Below are 17,015 nucleotides of genomic sequence, written 5' to 3' on the forward strand. Positions count from 1 at the left end.
GACGCCCCAATATTGGATATCCCCGCAAGAGCAAACCCCGCGGCCTTGGCGCGCGGGGTTTGCAGATGGTTCGAATGCGGATGTCCTTCCCGCCCTATTGCGGCAGCTTGTCGTCGACGCCTTCGACGTAGAAGTTCATGCCGAGGAGCGTGGCGTCGTCGGAAGATTCGCCTTCCTTGAGCCACGGCGTGCCGTCCTGCTTGTTCAGCGGACCGGTAAACGGCTTCAGCTCGCCGGACTTGATCTTGGCTTCCGTCGCTTCCGCCATCGCCTTCACGTCATCGGGCATGTTCGTGTAGGGCGCCATCGTCAGGATTCCGTCCTTCAGACCGTCCCAGCTGGAAGTCGTTTCCCACTTGCCGTCGAGGAAGGCTTGGGTGCGCTTGACGTAATAGGCGCCCCAGGTGTCGACGATCGCCGTCAGCTGCGTCTGCGGCCCGGCGGCGATCATATCGGAGGCCTGGCCGAAGGCCTTGATGCCGCGTTCGGCCGCAACCTGCATCGGAGCGGTCGTATCGGTGTGCTGGGTCAGGATGTCGACGCCCTGGTCGATAAGCGCCTTGGCGGCGTCCGCCTCCTTACCCGGGTCGAACCAGGTGTTCGCCCAGACGACCTTGATCTTGAACTCCGGATTGACCGAGCGGGCGCCGATGACGAAGGAGTTGATGCCCATCACCACTTCCGGAATCGGGAAGGAGGCGATGTAGCCGGCAACGCCCTTCTGAGACATCTTGGCGGCGATCTGGCCCTGGATGTAGCGGCCTTCGTAGAAGCGGCTGTTATAGGTCGCGACGTTCGGCGCGGTCTTGTAGCCGGTTGCGTGCTCGAACTTCACATCCGGGAACTTCTGGGCGATCTTGATCGTCGCGTCCATGAAGCCGAAGGACGTGGTGAAGATCAGACCGCAGCCGGACCGTGCCAGGCGCTCGATGGCGCGTTCCGCATCCGGCCCTTCCGGAACGTTTTCCAGAAACTGTGTTTCGACCTTGTCTCCCAGTTCCTTTTCGACCTGCTGGCGGCCGATGTCATGCGCCTGCGTCCAGCCGCCATCGGTCTTCGAGCCCACGTAGACGAAGCAGATCTTGGCCTTTTCCTGGGCGCCCGCGGCTGAAGCGAAGCCGAGCACCGCAGTCGTGGTTGCGAGGGCGAGGAGTAGTTTTTTCATTTTTGACCTCTGTCGGTTTGAGAATTCCGTCTGGTTGTTGTTGTTCACCGGTCCGGCACAAACGGTTTGCCGAGCGATGCCGGCGTATTGATCAGGGTCATGCGCCGGTTGTGGGATATGAGAATGAGTACGACAATTGTCGCCACATAGGGAAGCGAGGAAAGGAACTGCGACGGGATACCGATCCCGAAGGCCTGGGCATGTAGCTGGCTGATCGACACGGCCCCGAACAGATAGCCGCCGGCAACCACCCGCCAAGGGCGCCATGACGCGAAGACCACCAGCGCAAGCGCGATCCAGCCACGGCCGGCCGACATGTTCTCGACCCATTGCGGCGTATAGACGAGCGACAGCTGCGCGCCGGCAAGCCCGGCGCAGGCACCGCCGAAAAGCACCGCCAGGTAACGGGTGCGGATGACGTCGACGCCAAGAGCGTGCGCCGAGCCGTGGCTGTCGCCCACCGCGCGCAGCTTCAGTCCCGAACGGGTCCTGAAGAGGAACCAGTGGATGCCCGCGACGATCGCGATCGAGAGATAGAAGATCGCGTCCTGGCGGAAGAGAAGCGGTCCGATAAACGGCACATCGGAAAGCAGCGGAACGGCGATCGGCTGCAGCTTGATGCCCTGCATGCCGAGGAAACTCTCGCCCAGCATGCCGGAGACGCCGAGACCCAGCAGCGTCAGCGCAAGACCGGTCGCCACCTGATTGGCGACGAGCGTCAGCGTCAGGACGCCGAAGAGCAGCGAGAACAACGCGCCGGCCGCTACACCGGCAAGCACCCCGACATAGGGCGAGCCGCTGAGCTGCGTGGCGGCGAAGGCGCAGACCGCGCCCATGACCATCATCCCCTCAACGCCGAGATTGAGCACGCCCGACCGTTCGGCGACCAGTTCGCCGGCAGCGGCAAGGACGAGCGGCGTCGCCGCGGTAATGACGCTCAGGAGGATTGCTTCGACGATACCCATCAGTGCGCCTCATCCGTCTTGAGCGCCGCAAATCTCTCGCGGACGAGCCGGATGCGGTAGTGAATGAGCGTGTCGCAGGACAGCACGAAGAACAAGAGCAACCCCTGGAAGACGCGCGTCACCTTGTCGGAGACGCCGATCGAAAGCTGCGCCGCCTCGCCGCCGAGATAGGTAAGAGCGAGCACAAGACCGGCAGCGATGATGCCGAGCGGGTTGAGCCTTCCGAGGAATGCGACGATGATCGCCGTGAAGCCGTAACCGGGAGAGATGACCGGCCTCAGCTGCTGGATCGCGCCGCTGACCTCCGATATGCCGGCGAGGCCGGCAAGCGCGCCCGAAAAGAGCATCGAGAACCAGATCATCTTGCGTGACGAGAAGCCGGCGAAGCGCCCTGCCCGCTCCGACTGGCCGAGGACGGTGATCTCGAAGCCGCGCAGCGTGTAGCGCATCATGAACCAGACCGCGAGCGCCGCAAGGATCGCAAAGGCAAATCCCCAATGCGTACGGCCGGAAGCGATCATTTCGGGAAGGATGGCCTCTACCCCGAAGCTGCGGGTTTCCGGAAAGTTCATGCCCTGCGGGTTGCGCCAGGGGCCGCGCACGAGCCAGTCGAGGAAGAGCTGGGCGACATAGACCAGCATCAGGCTCGTCAGGATCTCGTTGGTGTTCATATGGGCCTTGAGGAAGGCCGGGATCCCCGCGAAGAGCGCGCCACCGATCATGCCGAGCAGCAGCATCAGCGGAAGGACGAGTGGCGACTGCCAATCATAGAAGACCACCGGAAGAATGGAGCCGGCGATCGCCCCCATGATGAACTGACCTTCGGCACCGATATTCCAGTTGTTGGAGCGGAAGCAGACGGAGAGGCCGACGCCGATCAGGATCAGCGGCGCGGCCTTGATCGCCAGTTCGTGCAGCGACCAGACCTCGCTCAGCGGCTCGACAAAGAAGCTGTAGAGGGCCGCGACCGGGTTCTTGCCGAGCAGCGCGAACATGATGCCGCCGAAGACGATGGTCAGCGCAAAGGCGATGAAGGGCGACAGGATGGAAAACAGCGCCGAGACCTTGGGACGCCTTTCGAGCTCAATGCGCATGTGCCGCTCCCGCACCTTCCGTCTTGCCATGCATGCCGCCCATCAGGAGGCCGATCTTCTCGCGCGAGAGTTCGCGGGCCGGATAGGGCTCGGAGAGCCTTCCCTCGCTGATGACGGCGATCTCGGTAGCCACCTCGAAGATCTCGTCGAGATCCTGGCTGATCACCAGCACGGCGGAGCCCGCCTTGGCGAGGTCGACGAGCGCCTGGCGGATGCGGCTCGCCGCCCCAGCGTCGACGCCCCAGGTGGGCTGGTTGACGATGAGCACCGCCGGCTGCCGGTCGAGTTCGCGGCCGACGATGAACTTTTGCAGGTTGCCGCCCGAAAGCGAGCCCGCCGGCGGATCCTCGCCGCTCTTGCGCACGTCCATCGCCTCGGAAATGCGTTTGGCTGCGGCTTTCACCGCGCCCTGTCGGATGATCTTCAGGAAACCGCCGCCGAGAAAGGCGCGCTTGTCGGACTGGTTGCGCGCCAGCACCAGATTGTCGGAAAGCGAGAGCGAGGAGACCGCCGCATGCCCATGCCGCTCCTCCGGCACGAAGCCGGCGCCCATCAACCGTCGGGCACTGATATTCTTGGTCCCAACCGGCCTCTGGCGAATTTGCACGGCACTGTCGTCGGCCACCGGATACTCACCCGAAAGCGCGTCGAAAAGCTCGCTCTGGCCGTTGCCGGCAACGCCCGCGATCGCCAGCACCTCGCCGGCCCTCACCTTGAGCGAGACGTTCTTGAGCGAGACCGCGAAGGGCGTGCGCGCCGCGACGGAAAGGTCGCGGGCTTCGAGTTGGACGTCGCCCCTGGTGCTCGTGCCCTCCGGCGTCACCACGGCCACATCGTTGCCGACCATCATGCGCGCCAGCGAGGCCGGCGTCTCGGCGCGCGGGTCGCAGGCGCCGGTGACCTTGCCGTGCCGCAAGACGGTGGCGCGGTCGCAGATGCGCTGCACCTCCTCGAGACGGTGGGAGATATAGAGCACCGAGCGGCCTTCCGCCTTCAGCTTCAACAGTGTCTCGAACAGCCGGTCCGCCTCCTGCGGGGTCAGCACCGAGGTCGGCTCGTCGAGGATGATCAGCTGCGGGTTCTGAAGCAGCGCGCGCACGATCTCGATGCGCTGCCGTTCGCCGACCGAAAGATCGGCGACATGCGCGCTCGGATCGAGCGGCAGCCCATAGAGGCGCGACAGCCGCGCCGCCTCTTCGGCAACCCGTGCAAGCGAGATGCTGCGATCCATCGAAAGCGCGATGTTTTCGGCGACCGTCAGCGCCTCGAAGAGTGAGAAATGCTGAAAGACCATGCCGATCCCGAGCTTGCGCGCGTCACCGGGGCTGGAGATCCGGACAGTGTCGCCCATCCACGAGATCTCGCCGGCGGTCGGCGCAAGGACGCCGAACAGCATCTTCACCAGGGTCGATTTCCCCGCCCCGTTCTCGCCGAGAAGCGCGTGAATTTCTCCGGTTTCCATGTGCAGATTGATCGCATTGCAGGCCGCGAAGGAGCCGAACAACTTCGTCAGGTTGCTCACGGCCAGCAGCGGGCCGCTCGCAATTTGTCCCGTAACAGGCACGCTGCCCTCTTTTCCCCTCTTTCGAATCCCCTGCTGCTTAAACAGGTCAGGGAATCAGCAATGTCGTTCCACTCGTTTTTCTTGTTTCAAGATCCGTATGCGCTCGGCCGGCCTCGGCGAGCGGATAGGTCTGATTGATATTGATACGCACTTTGTTGCTTTGCACAACATCAAACAAGGAGTTTGCACATGCCTCCAGCGCCGGCCGGGCCGCGACATAGGTGAAAAGCGTCGGACGGGTCGCGTAGAGCGCCCCTTTCTGCGCCAGAATGCCGATATTGAACGCATCCACCGGTCCGGAGGAATTGCCGAAACTGACCCACAGGCCGCGCGGCTTCAGGCAGTCGAGCGAGGCCGGATAGGTGTCGCGGCCGACCGAGTCGTAGACGACATCGACGCCCTTGCCGCCGGTCAGTTCCCTCACGCGTGAGACGAAATTCTCCCTTCGATAGTTGATGACATGATCGTAGCCATGGGCAAGCGCCAGATCGATCTTGTCCTGCGATCCGGCCGTGCCGATGACGGTCGCGCCAAGCGCCTTCGCCCACTGTCCGGCAATCAGCCCGACGCCGCCGGCAGCCGCGTGAAACAGCAAGGTCGTCTCGGGCCCAACCTTGAAGGTCTGGTTGAGCAGATATTGCGCTGTCATGCCCTTCAGCATCATCGCCGCTGCGGTCTCGAGGCTGATTCCGTCCGGGACCTTGACAAGCTGCGAAGCGTCGACATTGCGTTCGCTTGCATAGGCGCCATCGGCCGAAGCATAGGCGACGCGGTCACCGACGGAAAACATGCCGACACCGTCGCCGACGGCGGTCACGATGCCGGCGCCCTCCTTGCCCGGAATGAAGGGCAGGCCGGTTGCCGACTTGTAGAGACCGGTCCGGAAATAGACGTCGATGAAGTTGAGGCCGATGGCGACCTGCCGGATCTGCACTTCGCCTGGTCCGGGCGCCGCGAGCGTCACGCCCTCCATCTTCAGCACTTCCGGTCCGCCGAGTTCGCGAACGACGATCGCCTGTGGCATGAACAACTCCTATACGCGGCCGAGATTGGGAAAAATCTGCAGAACGAATCCGATGACGTAGAGATAGATCCCCGTCGCCACCACGCCAAGGACCACCCAGGGCGGCGTCTCGAAATGCAGCAGCAAGGCGTACATGCCGAGCACCGACCAGACGAGGAAGACGCCGAGATTGAGCGGTCGCAACCTTTTCACCCGCACCGGATGCAGGAAGTTGATGGGCAAAAAGGTCAGCACGACGGAAAGGAAAACAACAATCGATGCAGTGATTTCGCTCGCCTGGATGACAAACAGCGTGAAGACGACCATGTTCCAGACCACCGGGAACCCGGAGAAGAAATACTCATCCGTCTTCATGCCCATATCGGCATAGTAGATGGCGCTCGACACGACGATGGCGCCGGCTGCCACGAAGGACCAGGGTTCGCCGATCATGCCGCTCTGGTAAAGCGCGAAGGCGGGAAGCAGCACATAGGTAACGTAGTCGATGACGTTGTCGAGGGTATCGCCCGACCAATTCGGCAGCACTTCCTTGACCTGCACCTTGCGCGCGATCGGGCCGTCGATGCCGTCGACGAGCAGCGCCAGCCCCAGCCACCAGAACATGTCGATGAAACGATGCTCCGCAGCCGCCACGACGCCGAGAAAGGCCAGGAAGGAGCCGGACGCCGTGAGGATATGCACGGAAAAGGCGCGGATTTCAGCGTAGGGAACGCGTCTGTAGTTGAAGAATTTCATCTGCGACTGCCGCCCATTCCCTTCGGTTCGTCTTTTCGCGCCGTCGCCAGACCGCCGCTGACCCGCGATCGACGGCACTCGGCGGCTAATATGCACCCTTTGCGAGGCATCGCCAGCAAAATTCACCTTCGTCAACCCTCAAGCGGCATTGTCCTGTGGACACGCGGCAAACGCGTCTGCGCCGTTTCATCCCATTTATTTCAATGAGCTAAGGGGCTACAAGAGATTGCGGTATCGACATCAAGGCGGACAACCGCCCGGGAAAGCGACGGCCATGCAACATTATGACATCGCCATCATCGGCGCAGGACTTGCCGGCTCGCTCGCGGCGATCGCACTCGCCCGCGACGGCCACCGGGTGGCACTTGTTGGGCCGAGACCGGTGATCGCCGACGGACGTACCACGGCCCTCATGGACCAATCGATCGAGTACCTCAAGGGACTTCGCCTGTGGGACGAGGTCGAACCGCTGACGGCGCCGCTCGTCGCCATTCACATCATCGACGGAACCAGGCGGCTCCTGCGCGCACCGCCGGTCAATTTCCGTGCTGCCGAGGTCGGGCTCGACGCCTTCGGCTACAACACTCCAAATGCCCCTTTCCTCGAAATCCTGGAGAGGCACGAAGCGAGCCTGGCGACGCTCGAGCGGATAACCGCCTCAGCCATGACCTTCGACATCGGCGAAGTCGAAGCGCGGATCGGCCTCGAGGACGGGCGAACGATTGCCGCGGATCTTGTCGTCGGCGCCGATGGCCGGCGCTCTGCGGTTCGCGAGGCGGCGGGCATAGAGACCTTCACCTGGTCCTATCAGCAAACTGCGGTGGTGCTGAACTTCGGCCATGAGCTTTCGCACCAGGAGATATCGACGGAGTTCCACACCGAAAGCGGACCGTTCACACAGGTGCCGCTGCCGGGCAACCGCTCGAGCCTCGTCTGGGTCCAAAGGCCGCGCGACGCGGAGGAGACCCTGAAACTTCCGAGGGATGCCCTGTCGCGCACCATCGAGGACCGTATGCAGTCAATTCTCGGGAAAGTGACGGCCGAAGGGGCGCCGCAATCCTTTCCGCTCTCCGGCATGACCGCCCGCCGCTTCGGCAAGGGACGCACCGCACTTGTCGGCGAAGCCGCACATGCCTTCCCGCCGATCGGCGCCCAGGGGCTCAATCTCAGTCTCCGGGACGTGATGACGCTGGTCGAACTCGTCGGCCGCCCAGCCGGCGGGCAACTGACGGCAGATATCGGCGACCGATTCGACGGCCGCCGGCGCATGGACATCGTCAGCCGAACCGCAAGCGTCGACCTGCTCAACCGATCGCTGCTCTCGGATTTCCTGCCCATCCAGGCGCTCAGGGCGGTGGGCCTGCAATTCATCGCCTCGGCCGGTCCGCTCCGCGGCCTCTTGATGCGCGAAGGCATCCATCCGGGCAGCGCGCTGCGCTCGCTCAAGGAAAGCTTATGGGAAAAGGTCGGCCGGCAGCGCGCCTGATCGGATGAGGTATCGCAATCCGGTCACGGTCGCGACGGAAAACAGTGTGGTGATCAGGATGGTCGCGGAGGCCCGCTCCTGCCAGATCCCGTATTGATGGCCGATCACGAAGACGTTGGTGGCGGTCGGCAGGGCGGCGAGCAGCACCGCCGTCTGCATCCACACGGGGTCGTAGCTGCCGGCAAGACTCAACGCCAGATACATGAGCACCGGGTGAAGCACGAGCTTCGCCGGAACGATGTAGCCGATCTCGACGGGAATGCGCTTCAGCGGCCGAAGCGCCAGCGTCACGCCCATCGCGAACAGCGCGCATGGAGCGGCCGCCTGAGCAAGGTAATCGATCAATCGCTGCAGCGGTGCCGGCGGCTCGATCGCCAGGAAGGCGGCCGCCACCCCGGCGAAGGTCGACAGGATGAACGGGTGAAGAACGATCCGGCGCGCGATGCCGAGGACGAGCGATACCGGCTTCTGCCTGCGTCCGCCGGCAAACGCCATCATCGCCGGAGCGACGGTGAAATGCGCCGCATTTTCGAAGCAGAAGATGAGCGCCACCGGCACAGCGGCCGCTTCCCCGAAGGCGAGCAGCGCCAGACCGGGCCCCATGTAGCCGATATTGCCATAGGCCCCGGCAAAGCCCTGGATGGTCGCCCCCGCGATCGTGCTTCGGCGCAGGAACACTCCGATGATAAAGATCAGCACGAAGACGACATAGGTCGTCCCGACGCTGGTGAGGATGAAGTCGGCGCGCGTCAGCTCTTCCACGGGCGTGCGCGACACAAGTTTGAAGAAGAGGGCCGGCAGCGCCAGATAGACGATAAAGGTGTTCAGCCAGCCCATCGCCTCGCCGGGGTGCTCGACGAAACGCGCCGTCACATAGCCGAGGAAGATGAGCCCGAAGAACGGCAGCACCAGGCCCGCAATGTCCGCCATTCTTCCCTCCGATCCGGCACCGGCTTTGCTTAGCCGATTTGCGACAGGATCGGGAAGGTCTGCTGGAACCAGATCGCAACCGAGCTGATGAAGCCGAAGAGGAAGGCAAGGCCGGCGAGGACGAGAAGCGCGCCCATCAGCTTCTCGACGAGGCCGAGGTGCCGGCGGAAACGCATGAGGAAGCGCATGAATGCGCCGGAAAAGCCGGCGGCGATCCAGAACGGTACGGCAAGGCCGAGCGAATAGATGGCGAGCAGCATCGCCCCGTCGCCGACCGTTTCGCGCGCCGCCGCGACGCCGAGGATGGTGCCGAGCACTGGGCCGATGCAGGGCGTCCAGCCGAAGGCGAAGGCGAGCCCCATGATATAGGCTCCCGACAGCGTCGCCGGCTTGCCGCCGCCGTGAAAGCGCGCCTCGCGGGCAAGCAGCCCGATGCGGAAAACACCCAGGAAGTGCAGCCCCATGACGATGATGATGATGCCGCCGATGCGTGAGAGGAGATCGATATATTGCCTGAGCAGGAGGCCGATCGAGGAGGCCCCTGCCCCGAGCGCCACGAAGACCGTCGCGAAGCCGAGCGTGAAGAACAGAGCTGCCGACAGCACGGCGCGCCGCGTGCTGCCGACCGTCGCGGCATCGCCGCCGCGGAACTGATCGACCGATACGCCGGCCATGTAGCAGAGATAGGGCGGGACGAGCGGCAGGACGCAGGGTGAAAGAAAGGACAGAGCGCCGGCAAGAACGGCGGTCCAGATGGAGATATCGGCAATCGACAAATTCGGAACTCCGGCACACGGTTGGTGGCCTTCTTACCCGCATGTGTACTGCGACACCAATCACCTTTCGGCGATCATTTTGCCGCACCGCGTCTTCGGCAGCGCCGTCACCGGGAATGGGCCAGATTCCTGGTCCGGCGCAATTTTTCGGTTGACCGGCGCGAAGCTCGCGTGCATATGTCCGCCCACTTCCGCCGGGCTTGACAAGCCGGGCCTGGGAGCGCGTAGCTCAGCCGGTAGAGCAACTGACTTTTAATCAGTAGGTCCAGGGTTCGAATCCCTGCGCGCTCACCACCTACCCAATAAATTTAATGCTTTACTCTGTCGAGGTCACTGGGGCTCAATCCTACACCGCTATGGCGTGCTCGAACCACCTGCACCAGGCGTTCCGAAGAGATCCGGAATGCTTTGGCCAATGCCGCCGATGTGATCGTGACGTCGAAGTTTGTGCCTGATGGCAAGGCGACATCTGGGCTGAATCCCCCGGGTCGGCCGGTCCGCGCATGGCTGCTTTGCGGGAAATCTCAGCGCCAACAATCTCCGCTCGACGTTTAGGGAAAGCTAAATTTCGAAGCATCCGCGTGAACAAGCGTCAACCTCGCCCACAGCTTTTTTGAAGAGGCGTACCGGAATCACGGAATCAGATCTTCCTCTCTGATCAAACCGTAGATAGCGTCTCTGCGTAGCTCGCATCTGTGGGCTACGTCTCCGCATCCGCTGAAGGCAACGGGGTGCGGACTTGCCCCGCCCTCGTGCGGGGCTTTTTCGTAGTGCTCGTCACTGCGTTCCTGTCAAACGCTGCCGCAGAAACGGCACGGCAAACATCTTCAGCAGCACGGGATCGCGAACGCCGAGGTCGTAGGTGAAGATCAGGCGTGCGAGGATGCCCTCTGCTGCAGCGCTGTCGCGAGACGTTTGATGGTCCTGCAACAACTCTTCGAACACCACGCTGAGCATGTCGACATCGTGAAGGGCGATGGGAGTTTCAATTTGCATGGCGCATCTCCCTGTGTAGGCGCGACAGCGCTATGACATCGTCGGCGCTCCAAATATTCCCGCCGATGACCACGGACTGCGTCCTCGACGAAGCGCTGGCTCGATGCGACTGGTTACGAAGTTCCAGATAGCAGCCGGGGAGAAGACAAAAGTCAGGATGGCGACGATCGCTACGGCTGTCCAAGGACCCCGAATGGACGCCCGCGCATCTTGACCGAATGCCGTTCGTGAAAGCGGAGGATCAGGAGCACTGGATGAAGGGTCTGGAGATGATAGGAATCCCGAAAACCACCAAGTAAACCGTGCCTTCCCGTCAATCGGAGCCAACAGCAAAACGCCGCGCGCCGAGGCTTTCTGCTTCGAGCATCGGCGGCCGTGAGGCTCACCGGTCACCGAGAAGCGAGTCGAGCACGTCAAGCGTGTTCCCAAGGGGACTGACCGATCGGGGCTTATCTGCTTCCATCTTCACCTGTTCTTCGAATGCGGTTCAGCGAAATAAGATGGTGAACGATCGCGAAGGAAGGCGCACGCGGCGCCTGCAAGTGCTCAGGTTCTTCGGTGTGTTGGCTCTGCCGGTCCTCATGCTCGGCTCGGCGATTGCGGTCGCGGAATGGGCGGCAAATGGAGCTCCGACGGTCGAATTCGCGCGAACGCCGGCAACTCCCCGTTAGAGTCCTTTGAGGATCGCCAACCTCCGTTAGTATTCACAAGATTTCATATATGTAACACTGCGTTACTACCAGGACATGCATCGTTTTCAAAGTCACGTTCAGGAACAAATCAAATTACGCGGCGTTGTACCCCACGTATAGCAAGGGAGTACGACAGATGAATGCCAAGATCATCATTGCTACCGCGATCGCGACGGGCATCTTTGCCGCGCCCGCTATTGCAAATGACAGCAACCAAGGGGCAGTAACCGGTGCCGCGGGTGGTGCTGTTACTGGCGCGATTGTTGGCGGCCCGGTGGGTGCAGCCGTGGGTGGCGCCGTCGGCTTGGTTGCCGGTGCGGTCATCGCCCCACCGCCGCGGCAGGTTACGACCTACGTGCAGCAGCAGCCCGTCCCCGCCGACACGGTCATGATCAAGGAACAGATTGCCGTCGGTAGACCGTTGCCGCGCACTGTTGTCCTGACGCCCGTTCCGGAGAACCCGGCTTATGCTTATGCTGTCGTCAACCAGCAGCGCGTCATTGTCGATCCGAAGACTTATACGGTCGTTCAGGTCGTACAATAACGACCCAGAGCCCTTCGCTTCAGCCAGCGAGGGGCTCTTCTTTCAGCGCGCCCGTGGCAGGATTGCTGCCCTCGAGCGCGACTGTGGCTTATACACATCGACCGCTCAACAAAAATCATCGACGCCAAAATACCCCTTTCGTTCGGAGCAGATTCGCCCTCTACCAAGTGAGACCGAGGAAACGACCCGGCAGTTTCCTCGTCGACCCATCGGGAGGCCTGCCGCCATGTTCACAGCCCTGCTGATCGCCTCGCTCGTGGCACCTTCCGGTGGCGCCTCCGCCCCGGCCAGCGTCGATGACCTGCAGGCGGATTTCGAAACTGCGGTCGCCTGCCAGCAGATCGACGGTCGCAAGGTGTGGAAGGGAGAAATCGCCTACTACATCCAGTCCTTCGTCTACGAGGGCGAGGCGGCGGCGGCCGAGGAAGTTGCCGACGCGGTGCTGCCCGAGGACAATACGCCTGAAACGGTCAAGGAATTCGAGAAGGCGTGCGCGCTCACCGGATCCGGCGGCCCGCACGCCCGAAACTAAAGCGCGTCGCGTTCAAACACATTCCCGCGGCGCGCTTTAGGTCTTTGTTTTTGTGCATGTCGTCATCCCAAAACCGCTGCATTTTTGGGCCCGCTGCACATTTTTGGGCGACATGCATTAGCCGCCTTCTGATCGACCGCTCGCCGGACGATTGGCGCTGCGCATCTTCAATGGGCTCGCCCCATATTCCCGCCGGTAGGCGCGCGAGAGGGCCGATAGGCTGTCGAAGCCGCAGCGCAGCGCGATATCGCGCATCGGAATGCCGGAGTCGCGGACGAGCCGATGCGCGACCTGCAATCTCAGGCGCAGATAATAGGCGCCAGGGCTGATCGACAGCCCCCTTGCAAAAAGCAATTCGAGCTTGCGCTGCGAAATGGCGAGCCGCCGCGCCAGGGCCGCGACCGTCATCGGCCGTTCCAGCGTGCGCTCCATCAGCCTTATCGCGCCGGCAAGCTCGGGATCGCGCGCCTCGATGCGGCCGAGCGAGACGAAGGGCTGAATATCGGTCGGGCTGTGCATCTGGTCGTAGACGAAGATGCTCGCGACATCGAGGGCCAGGGCCGGGCCAAGCCGCTCGGTAATCAGGTGCAGCATCATGTCGAAGGTCGGCGATGCGCCGCCCGAGGTCCAGTATTTGCCATCCGTCACGAAACGGTCGCCGATCACCGTCAAGGCGGGAAACGCCTGGCTGAAGTCCTCGAGTTCTTCCCAATGGGCCGTCGCCTTGCGGTCGTTGAGCAGTCCCGATCGGCCAAGCAGCCAGCAGCCTGATTCGATACCGGCGACGATGTCGAAATGACGGGCGCATTCCTGCAGGGCGGCGAGAAATCGCTTGCCAACGTGCCGGTCGAGATTGAAGCCGCCGATGACCAGGAGAAGGTCGCCGGCAAGCGGCAGCGAAAACCGGCCGTCGACGGGGATCGGGATGTCGCAGGTCAGCTTCACAGCCTGTCCGTCGGCCGAGAGAAGGCGCCAGCGAAAGACGGGCCGGCCGGCGACGCGATTTGCTGCCCGCATCGGGTCGAGCACCGAGGCGAGCGACATGATCGAGGATTCGGGGAGAACCACCACGATCACCTCGATCGGAGCGCTCTTTTCGGCTGCCGCAGTCATGCGTATAATGTCAAATTTCATTCGCACGGTGTCAACTCGTAAAAGCCCGTTCAGGCATTATCAGGTGGCAATCGGTCTCTTCCGCGCGGCCTTGTCGCCAAACAAAGAGACGTTCCCCTTTTTCCGCGATCATTTCCGGGCGGGCCGGCTGGAGTTTAGTCCACCGGCCTGTTTTTTCCCCGCCGGCGCACGTGATTCCGAAAAGCGCCATTTTTCGCAGACTTGTTCCCGATTAGTTGCTACTCTCGTTCTCGGACAACAGGAGGCATCTGTGATGATCAGAAACGTGCTTGTTGCAATGTTCGGCGCCGCCCTGGCCGCCGCGCCAGCCTATGCAGCAGACATCACCGAAGCCCCGGAACCGGCCCCGGCCGCCATTGAAACGACCCCCACCTTCGTCTGGACCGGCGGCTATGTCGGTCTGCAGGGCGGAGGCGGCTGGCTGAACAGCGATCTCAGCGTTCCGGGCGCCAGCGCCTCGGAGGATTTCAACGGCGGCATTTTCGGCGCCTTCGCCGGATACAATTACCAGATGGGCGACTGGGTCGTCGGCGTCGAGGGGGACGTCAGCTACAACTGGAACGACAAGAGCTTCACGGTCTTCGGCGCCAGCACGGAGGTCGGAACGGATGTCTCCGGATCTGTGCGCGGCCGGGTCGGCTATACACTTGGTGAGAAGGCACTTCTTTACGGCACCGGCGGCTGGGCGGTTACCCGCGGCTTTGTCGACGTAGCCGGGGCGCCGAAGGAGAAGGAGACGTTCAACGGCTGGACGATCGGCGGCGGTATCGACTACGCCTTCACCAACAGCATGTTCGGCCGCGCCGAGTATCGCTACAATGATTTCAGCGACAAGGATGTCGGCGGCGTCAATGTCGATCTCGACCAACACCAGTTTACGGTTGGCGTCGGCGTAAAATTCTGAGTTTTCTTATTGCCACCCGTCTCACCCTCCCCGGCGCCCGGCCGGGTTTTTTCTGAGAAGCGTGCAACGGGTGGCGCGGCCAAGCCCCCTTAAATGAGTGCAGCGCGTCCAATCGGCGCGGAAACCCGGTGCCCTACAGCGCCGCGCGTTATCAGACGCGCAAAGGTCGCTGTAGCACTTTGAATTGCTGCATGTCTCCGAAATCGGGGTCGCTTTAAGGAGACATGCAGTATCACTTTGAATTGTCGTCCGATTGAGGAATCATGCAGCGGATGCGGCAGAAGGGTGCAGCGAGTCGGACTGGGCAACGAGATAGGGGAGCCACGGATGGGAAAGTTTCTCGAATTCCTCGGCGGCGCGATCGTCATCGGTACGCTTGTCGTGCTCGCCACGATGCTGCTGCCCTCGCCCGATGTCAGAACCCTGCTCGCCGTTCTTCCCTGGGCCTTTGCGACGATTGCCGGCGGGCTGGTGCTGGTGGCCTTTGGCGGGATGCTCGATCACCTGGTTGCGATCCGCGCTGCGACCGAGCGGCAGGCGGAGATCTTTCAGCAACTCATCGAGCGGCGAGCCCCGGCGAGGAAGGAGCAAAACACTTGAAGATCCGGGATGGGTCACGATCGAGACAGGCCCTTCCCCCTAGTCTCGGCCTACGGCATGTGTCCTTAAATCGACCTCGATTTAAGGACAAAGACATGCAGCAAATCAAAGTTCTACAGCGACCTTTGCGCGTCTGATAAGACGCGCGGCGCTGTAGGCAATCTTTGATTTCCTCCCGCGTAAATTGCGGTTGTGGCAGGACAGGAAGGCGCCTTCGAGGCGGGCGTAGCAAAAGCTGCGTCGCTCTTCCTCCGCGCCAAGGGTTGCCATGGCGTGTCCCTCCACCGAGTCGTCGAAACGCCGAATATCTACCGGCTTCTGGTAAAATGGGAGACAGTCGAAAATCACATGATCGATTTCCGCAACTCTGCTGATTTCCGGGAATGGCGGCGGCTGGTTGGGTCTTATTTCGACGGTTCGCCGACGGTGACGCACTCTTCCCCCGTGGCAGTGTTCTGACCCAATGATACGACTGGAGCATAACGCGACTGGGAAGTTTGCTCTGACGATGTTTGTCGGAACTTTCGGCGGCTGGGTCATGTGGCATTTCCACATGCCCCTCGCTTGGCTGCTCGGAGCAATGATCGCTAATGGCTTGGCAGCGCTGATGCGGCTCCCTATCGCCATGCCGCCAGTCGCGCGGCCGCAATGACGGCTGCTATCGGCGCGATGCTTGGCACATTCTTCTCTCCCGCAGTCTTTGCGCACGCACCGTCTTGGTTGATAGCACTGGCGGGCATGGCTGTCTTCATCGGTGCAGCGGGCGGGATTTCCTACCTCTACTTCAGATAGATTGCCGGATTTGACCAGCCGACAGCATTCTTTGCCGGCATGCCCGGTGGCCTCGTGGAGATGGTCACGCTAGGAGCCGAGCGAGGAGGGGACGAGCGGATGATTTCGTTGATCCATGCCGCACGGATATTCCTCGTGGTCCTAGCACTTCCCTTCATGATCGGTGTTCTGACCGGCCAGCCTCTCTCCCGAAGCGGGCGCAGCTACGTGTCGGTCGAGGAAGTGAACTTGCAAGATCTGCTCTGGTTTTCTGCTGCGGTTCTCGGTGGCGCGGCTCTCGGCCGCAGCGACCAGCACAGGCTCGACAAAGACGGCCCCTTCTTCTTCAGGTTCACCGCCGGCGGATCCGTCCTCCGCAGATGACGGATGTGACGAATTCCCGCTGAGCCGGCTTTGCTGGTGAGTCCTTAATGAAGCACCCGCTCATCCCTTAGGCTCTCCAGCTCGCGAAGGGTATCGCGGATGACCGTCTCCTTTGTGCCAGCCCACCCGCGCACAAAGACCTCTTTCAAGATCTCATTCCAATAGTCCGGCAGCGACGGATCCATCGCCTCGTCGCTCGCGCATACGCCAACCGCCAGAACGCAGTATTCGAGCAGTTCCTCGTCCGTAATTGCCTTAATCTGGGAAACCCAGTCCATGACCGATCATCCTCCCCTCGACGCGCGTGGGCTAGGGCGACGATGCCCCAAAAGCCCGAGCTCAAAGCGGAATTGGTCGAAGAATACCATTTTGCCTGCCGCTTCCTCGGAAGCCCCAGAGCTGCCGGAGAAACGCGGAGGTGGGCAGTGCTCCGGGCCCTGTGTCCACATCGGAGTCGGAGACACCGACGTGGATCACAATCTTGATGCTCGGCCGATAACTTCTCGCCTACGGGGTAGACACGGCGCCCGATCGGCACGGCCTCGCCGTGCACCGTCTCGACGAGGTTGCCGATCCTCAGGTGCTCAATTCCGACTTCGCCGTCCGGCGTCATGATTGCGGTCGCCCGCAGACACATGAGCCCGCCAATGCCGCCCAGGCTGCCGCTCGGACCGGAGCCGTGACGAAGGCCATTGGGGTTACCATGACCGGGATAGTTG

18 protein-coding genes and 1 tRNA gene are annotated in these 17,015 nt (G+C 62.2%); 8 read left to right on the forward strand and 11 right to left on the reverse strand.

From position 1 onward, the window contains the following. Positions 1 to 94: 94 nt before the first annotated feature. From CO664_RS08665 to pcsA, 6 genes are read right to left on the reverse strand one after another with little or no spacing between them, the layout of a single operon-like run. The gene (locus CO664_RS08665; protein WP_037422198.1) at positions 95 to 1,165 is read right to left on the reverse strand and encodes a BMP family ABC transporter substrate-binding protein; all 1,071 of its coding nucleotides are present in this window, start codon (positions 1,163 to 1,165) and stop codon (positions 95 to 97) included. Positions 1,166 to 1,209: 44 nt separating this feature from the next. Further along, on the reverse strand, positions 1,210 to 2,130 hold the full coding sequence (locus CO664_RS08670; protein ID WP_037421794.1) for an ABC transporter permease: 921 nt from the start codon (positions 2,128 to 2,130) through the stop codon (positions 1,210 to 1,212). Then, a complete protein-coding gene (locus CO664_RS08675; protein WP_097538438.1) occupies positions 2,130 to 3,224 on the reverse strand; it encodes an ABC transporter permease in 1,095 nt (364 codons plus the stop codon). Before CO664_RS08675 ends, CO664_RS08670 begins: the two co-directional genes overlap by 1 nt. Continuing rightward, positions 3,214 to 4,788 carry an ABC transporter ATP-binding protein gene (locus tag CO664_RS08680; protein WP_097538439.1) on the reverse strand — a complete coding sequence of 525 codons (1,575 nt, stop codon included), beginning with the start codon at positions 4,786 to 4,788 and terminating at the stop codon, positions 3,214 to 3,216. Before CO664_RS08680 ends, CO664_RS08675 begins: the two co-directional genes overlap by 11 nt. A gap of 46 nt (positions 4,789 to 4,834) precedes the next feature. Beyond that, a complete protein-coding gene (locus CO664_RS08685) occupies positions 4,835 to 5,812 on the reverse strand; it encodes a quinone oxidoreductase (protein ID WP_097538440.1) in 978 nt (325 codons plus the stop codon). A gap of 9 nt (positions 5,813 to 5,821) precedes the next feature. Next, positions 5,822 to 6,547: a phosphatidylcholine synthase gene (pcsA, locus tag CO664_RS08690; protein WP_097538441.1), complete on the reverse strand. Its 726-nt coding sequence runs from the start codon at positions 6,545 to 6,547 to the stop codon at positions 5,822 to 5,824. 274 nt (positions 6,548 to 6,821) lie between these two features. Between pcsA and CO664_RS08695 the strand changes: the two genes are divergently transcribed. Continuing rightward, entirely contained in the window at positions 6,822 to 8,033 is a 1,212-nt protein-coding gene (locus tag CO664_RS08695; RefSeq protein WP_097538442.1) for a UbiH/UbiF family hydroxylase, read from the forward strand. On the opposite strand, the gene CO664_RS08700 is transcribed toward CO664_RS08695, so the two are convergent. Together CO664_RS08700 and CO664_RS08705 are read right to left on the reverse strand one after the other, a co-directional pair. Continuing rightward, positions 8,001 to 8,963, reverse strand: coding sequence for an AEC family transporter (locus tag CO664_RS08700; RefSeq protein WP_097538443.1), 963 nt, complete (start codon positions 8,961 to 8,963; stop codon positions 8,001 to 8,003). The genes CO664_RS08695 and CO664_RS08700 overlap by 33 nt on opposite strands. Positions 8,964 to 8,992: 29 nt before the next feature. Further along, positions 8,993 to 9,739 carry a cytochrome c biogenesis CcdA family protein gene (locus CO664_RS08705; protein ID WP_097538444.1) on the reverse strand — a complete coding sequence of 249 codons (747 nt, stop codon included), beginning with the start codon at positions 9,737 to 9,739 and terminating at the stop codon, positions 8,993 to 8,995. Between the two features lie 218 nt (positions 9,740 to 9,957). On the opposite strand from CO664_RS08705, the gene CO664_RS08710 reads away from it, so the two are divergent. After that, positions 9,958 to 10,033, forward strand: a tRNA-Lys gene (locus tag CO664_RS08710). A 483-nt stretch (positions 10,034 to 10,516) separates the two neighbouring features. Here the strand turns inward: CO664_RS08710 and CO664_RS08715 are convergent. Continuing rightward, positions 10,517 to 10,735 (reverse strand): hypothetical protein, encoded by a 219-nt coding sequence (locus CO664_RS08715; RefSeq protein ID WP_037421717.1) that lies wholly within the window; start codon positions 10,733 to 10,735, stop codon positions 10,517 to 10,519. 828 nt (positions 10,736 to 11,563) lie between these two features. Here CO664_RS08715 and CO664_RS08725 point away from each other — a divergent pair. Both CO664_RS08725 and CO664_RS08730 read left to right on the forward strand, forming a co-directional pair. Beyond that, complete coding sequence (locus CO664_RS08725; RefSeq protein ID WP_037421708.1) at positions 11,564 to 11,971, forward strand: DUF1236 domain-containing protein; 408 nt, start codon at positions 11,564 to 11,566, stop codon at positions 11,969 to 11,971. A gap of 226 nt (positions 11,972 to 12,197) precedes the next feature. Then, complete coding sequence (locus CO664_RS08730) at positions 12,198 to 12,503, forward strand: hypothetical protein (RefSeq protein ID WP_037421705.1); 306 nt, start codon at positions 12,198 to 12,200, stop codon at positions 12,501 to 12,503. Positions 12,504 to 12,620: 117 nt separating this feature from the next. Here the strand turns inward: CO664_RS08730 and CO664_RS08735 are convergent, their stop codons facing one another. Then, positions 12,621 to 13,637: a GlxA family transcriptional regulator gene (locus tag CO664_RS08735; RefSeq protein ID WP_097538445.1), complete on the reverse strand. Its 1,017-nt coding sequence runs from the start codon at positions 13,635 to 13,637 to the stop codon at positions 12,621 to 12,623. Between the two features lie 253 nt (positions 13,638 to 13,890). Between CO664_RS08735 and CO664_RS08740 the strand changes: the two genes are divergently transcribed. From CO664_RS08740 to CO664_RS08770, 4 genes are all read left to right on the forward strand, one after another. Next, a complete protein-coding gene (locus CO664_RS08740) occupies positions 13,891 to 14,541 on the forward strand; it encodes an outer membrane protein (RefSeq protein WP_097538446.1) in 651 nt (216 codons plus the stop codon). Between the two features lie 327 nt (positions 14,542 to 14,868). Beyond that, positions 14,869 to 15,141: a hypothetical protein gene (locus CO664_RS08750; RefSeq protein ID WP_097538447.1), complete on the forward strand. Its 273-nt coding sequence runs from the start codon at positions 14,869 to 14,871 to the stop codon at positions 15,139 to 15,141. 183 nt (positions 15,142 to 15,324) lie between these two features. Then, positions 15,325 to 15,600, forward strand: a complete 276-nt coding sequence (locus CO664_RS08760) for an antibiotic biosynthesis monooxygenase family protein (RefSeq protein WP_097538449.1) — start codon at positions 15,325 to 15,327, stop codon at positions 15,598 to 15,600. 333 nt (positions 15,601 to 15,933) lie between these two features. Then, positions 15,934 to 16,296 (forward strand): AbrB family transcriptional regulator, encoded by a 363-nt coding sequence (locus CO664_RS08770; RefSeq protein WP_272939092.1) that lies wholly within the window; start codon positions 15,934 to 15,936, stop codon positions 16,294 to 16,296. Between the two features lie 44 nt (positions 16,297 to 16,340). On the opposite strand, the gene CO664_RS08775 is transcribed toward CO664_RS08770, so the two are convergent. Next, entirely contained in the window at positions 16,341 to 16,574 is a 234-nt protein-coding gene (locus CO664_RS08775; RefSeq protein ID WP_097538452.1) for a hypothetical protein, read from the reverse strand. Between the last annotated feature and the right edge of the window lie 441 nt (positions 16,575 to 17,015).

Origin of the sequence: Sinorhizobium sp. NG07B, assembly GCF_002532005.1 — a bacterium.
Taxonomy (GTDB): domain Bacteria; phylum Pseudomonadota; class Alphaproteobacteria; order Rhizobiales; family Rhizobiaceae; genus Sinorhizobium; species Sinorhizobium fredii_C.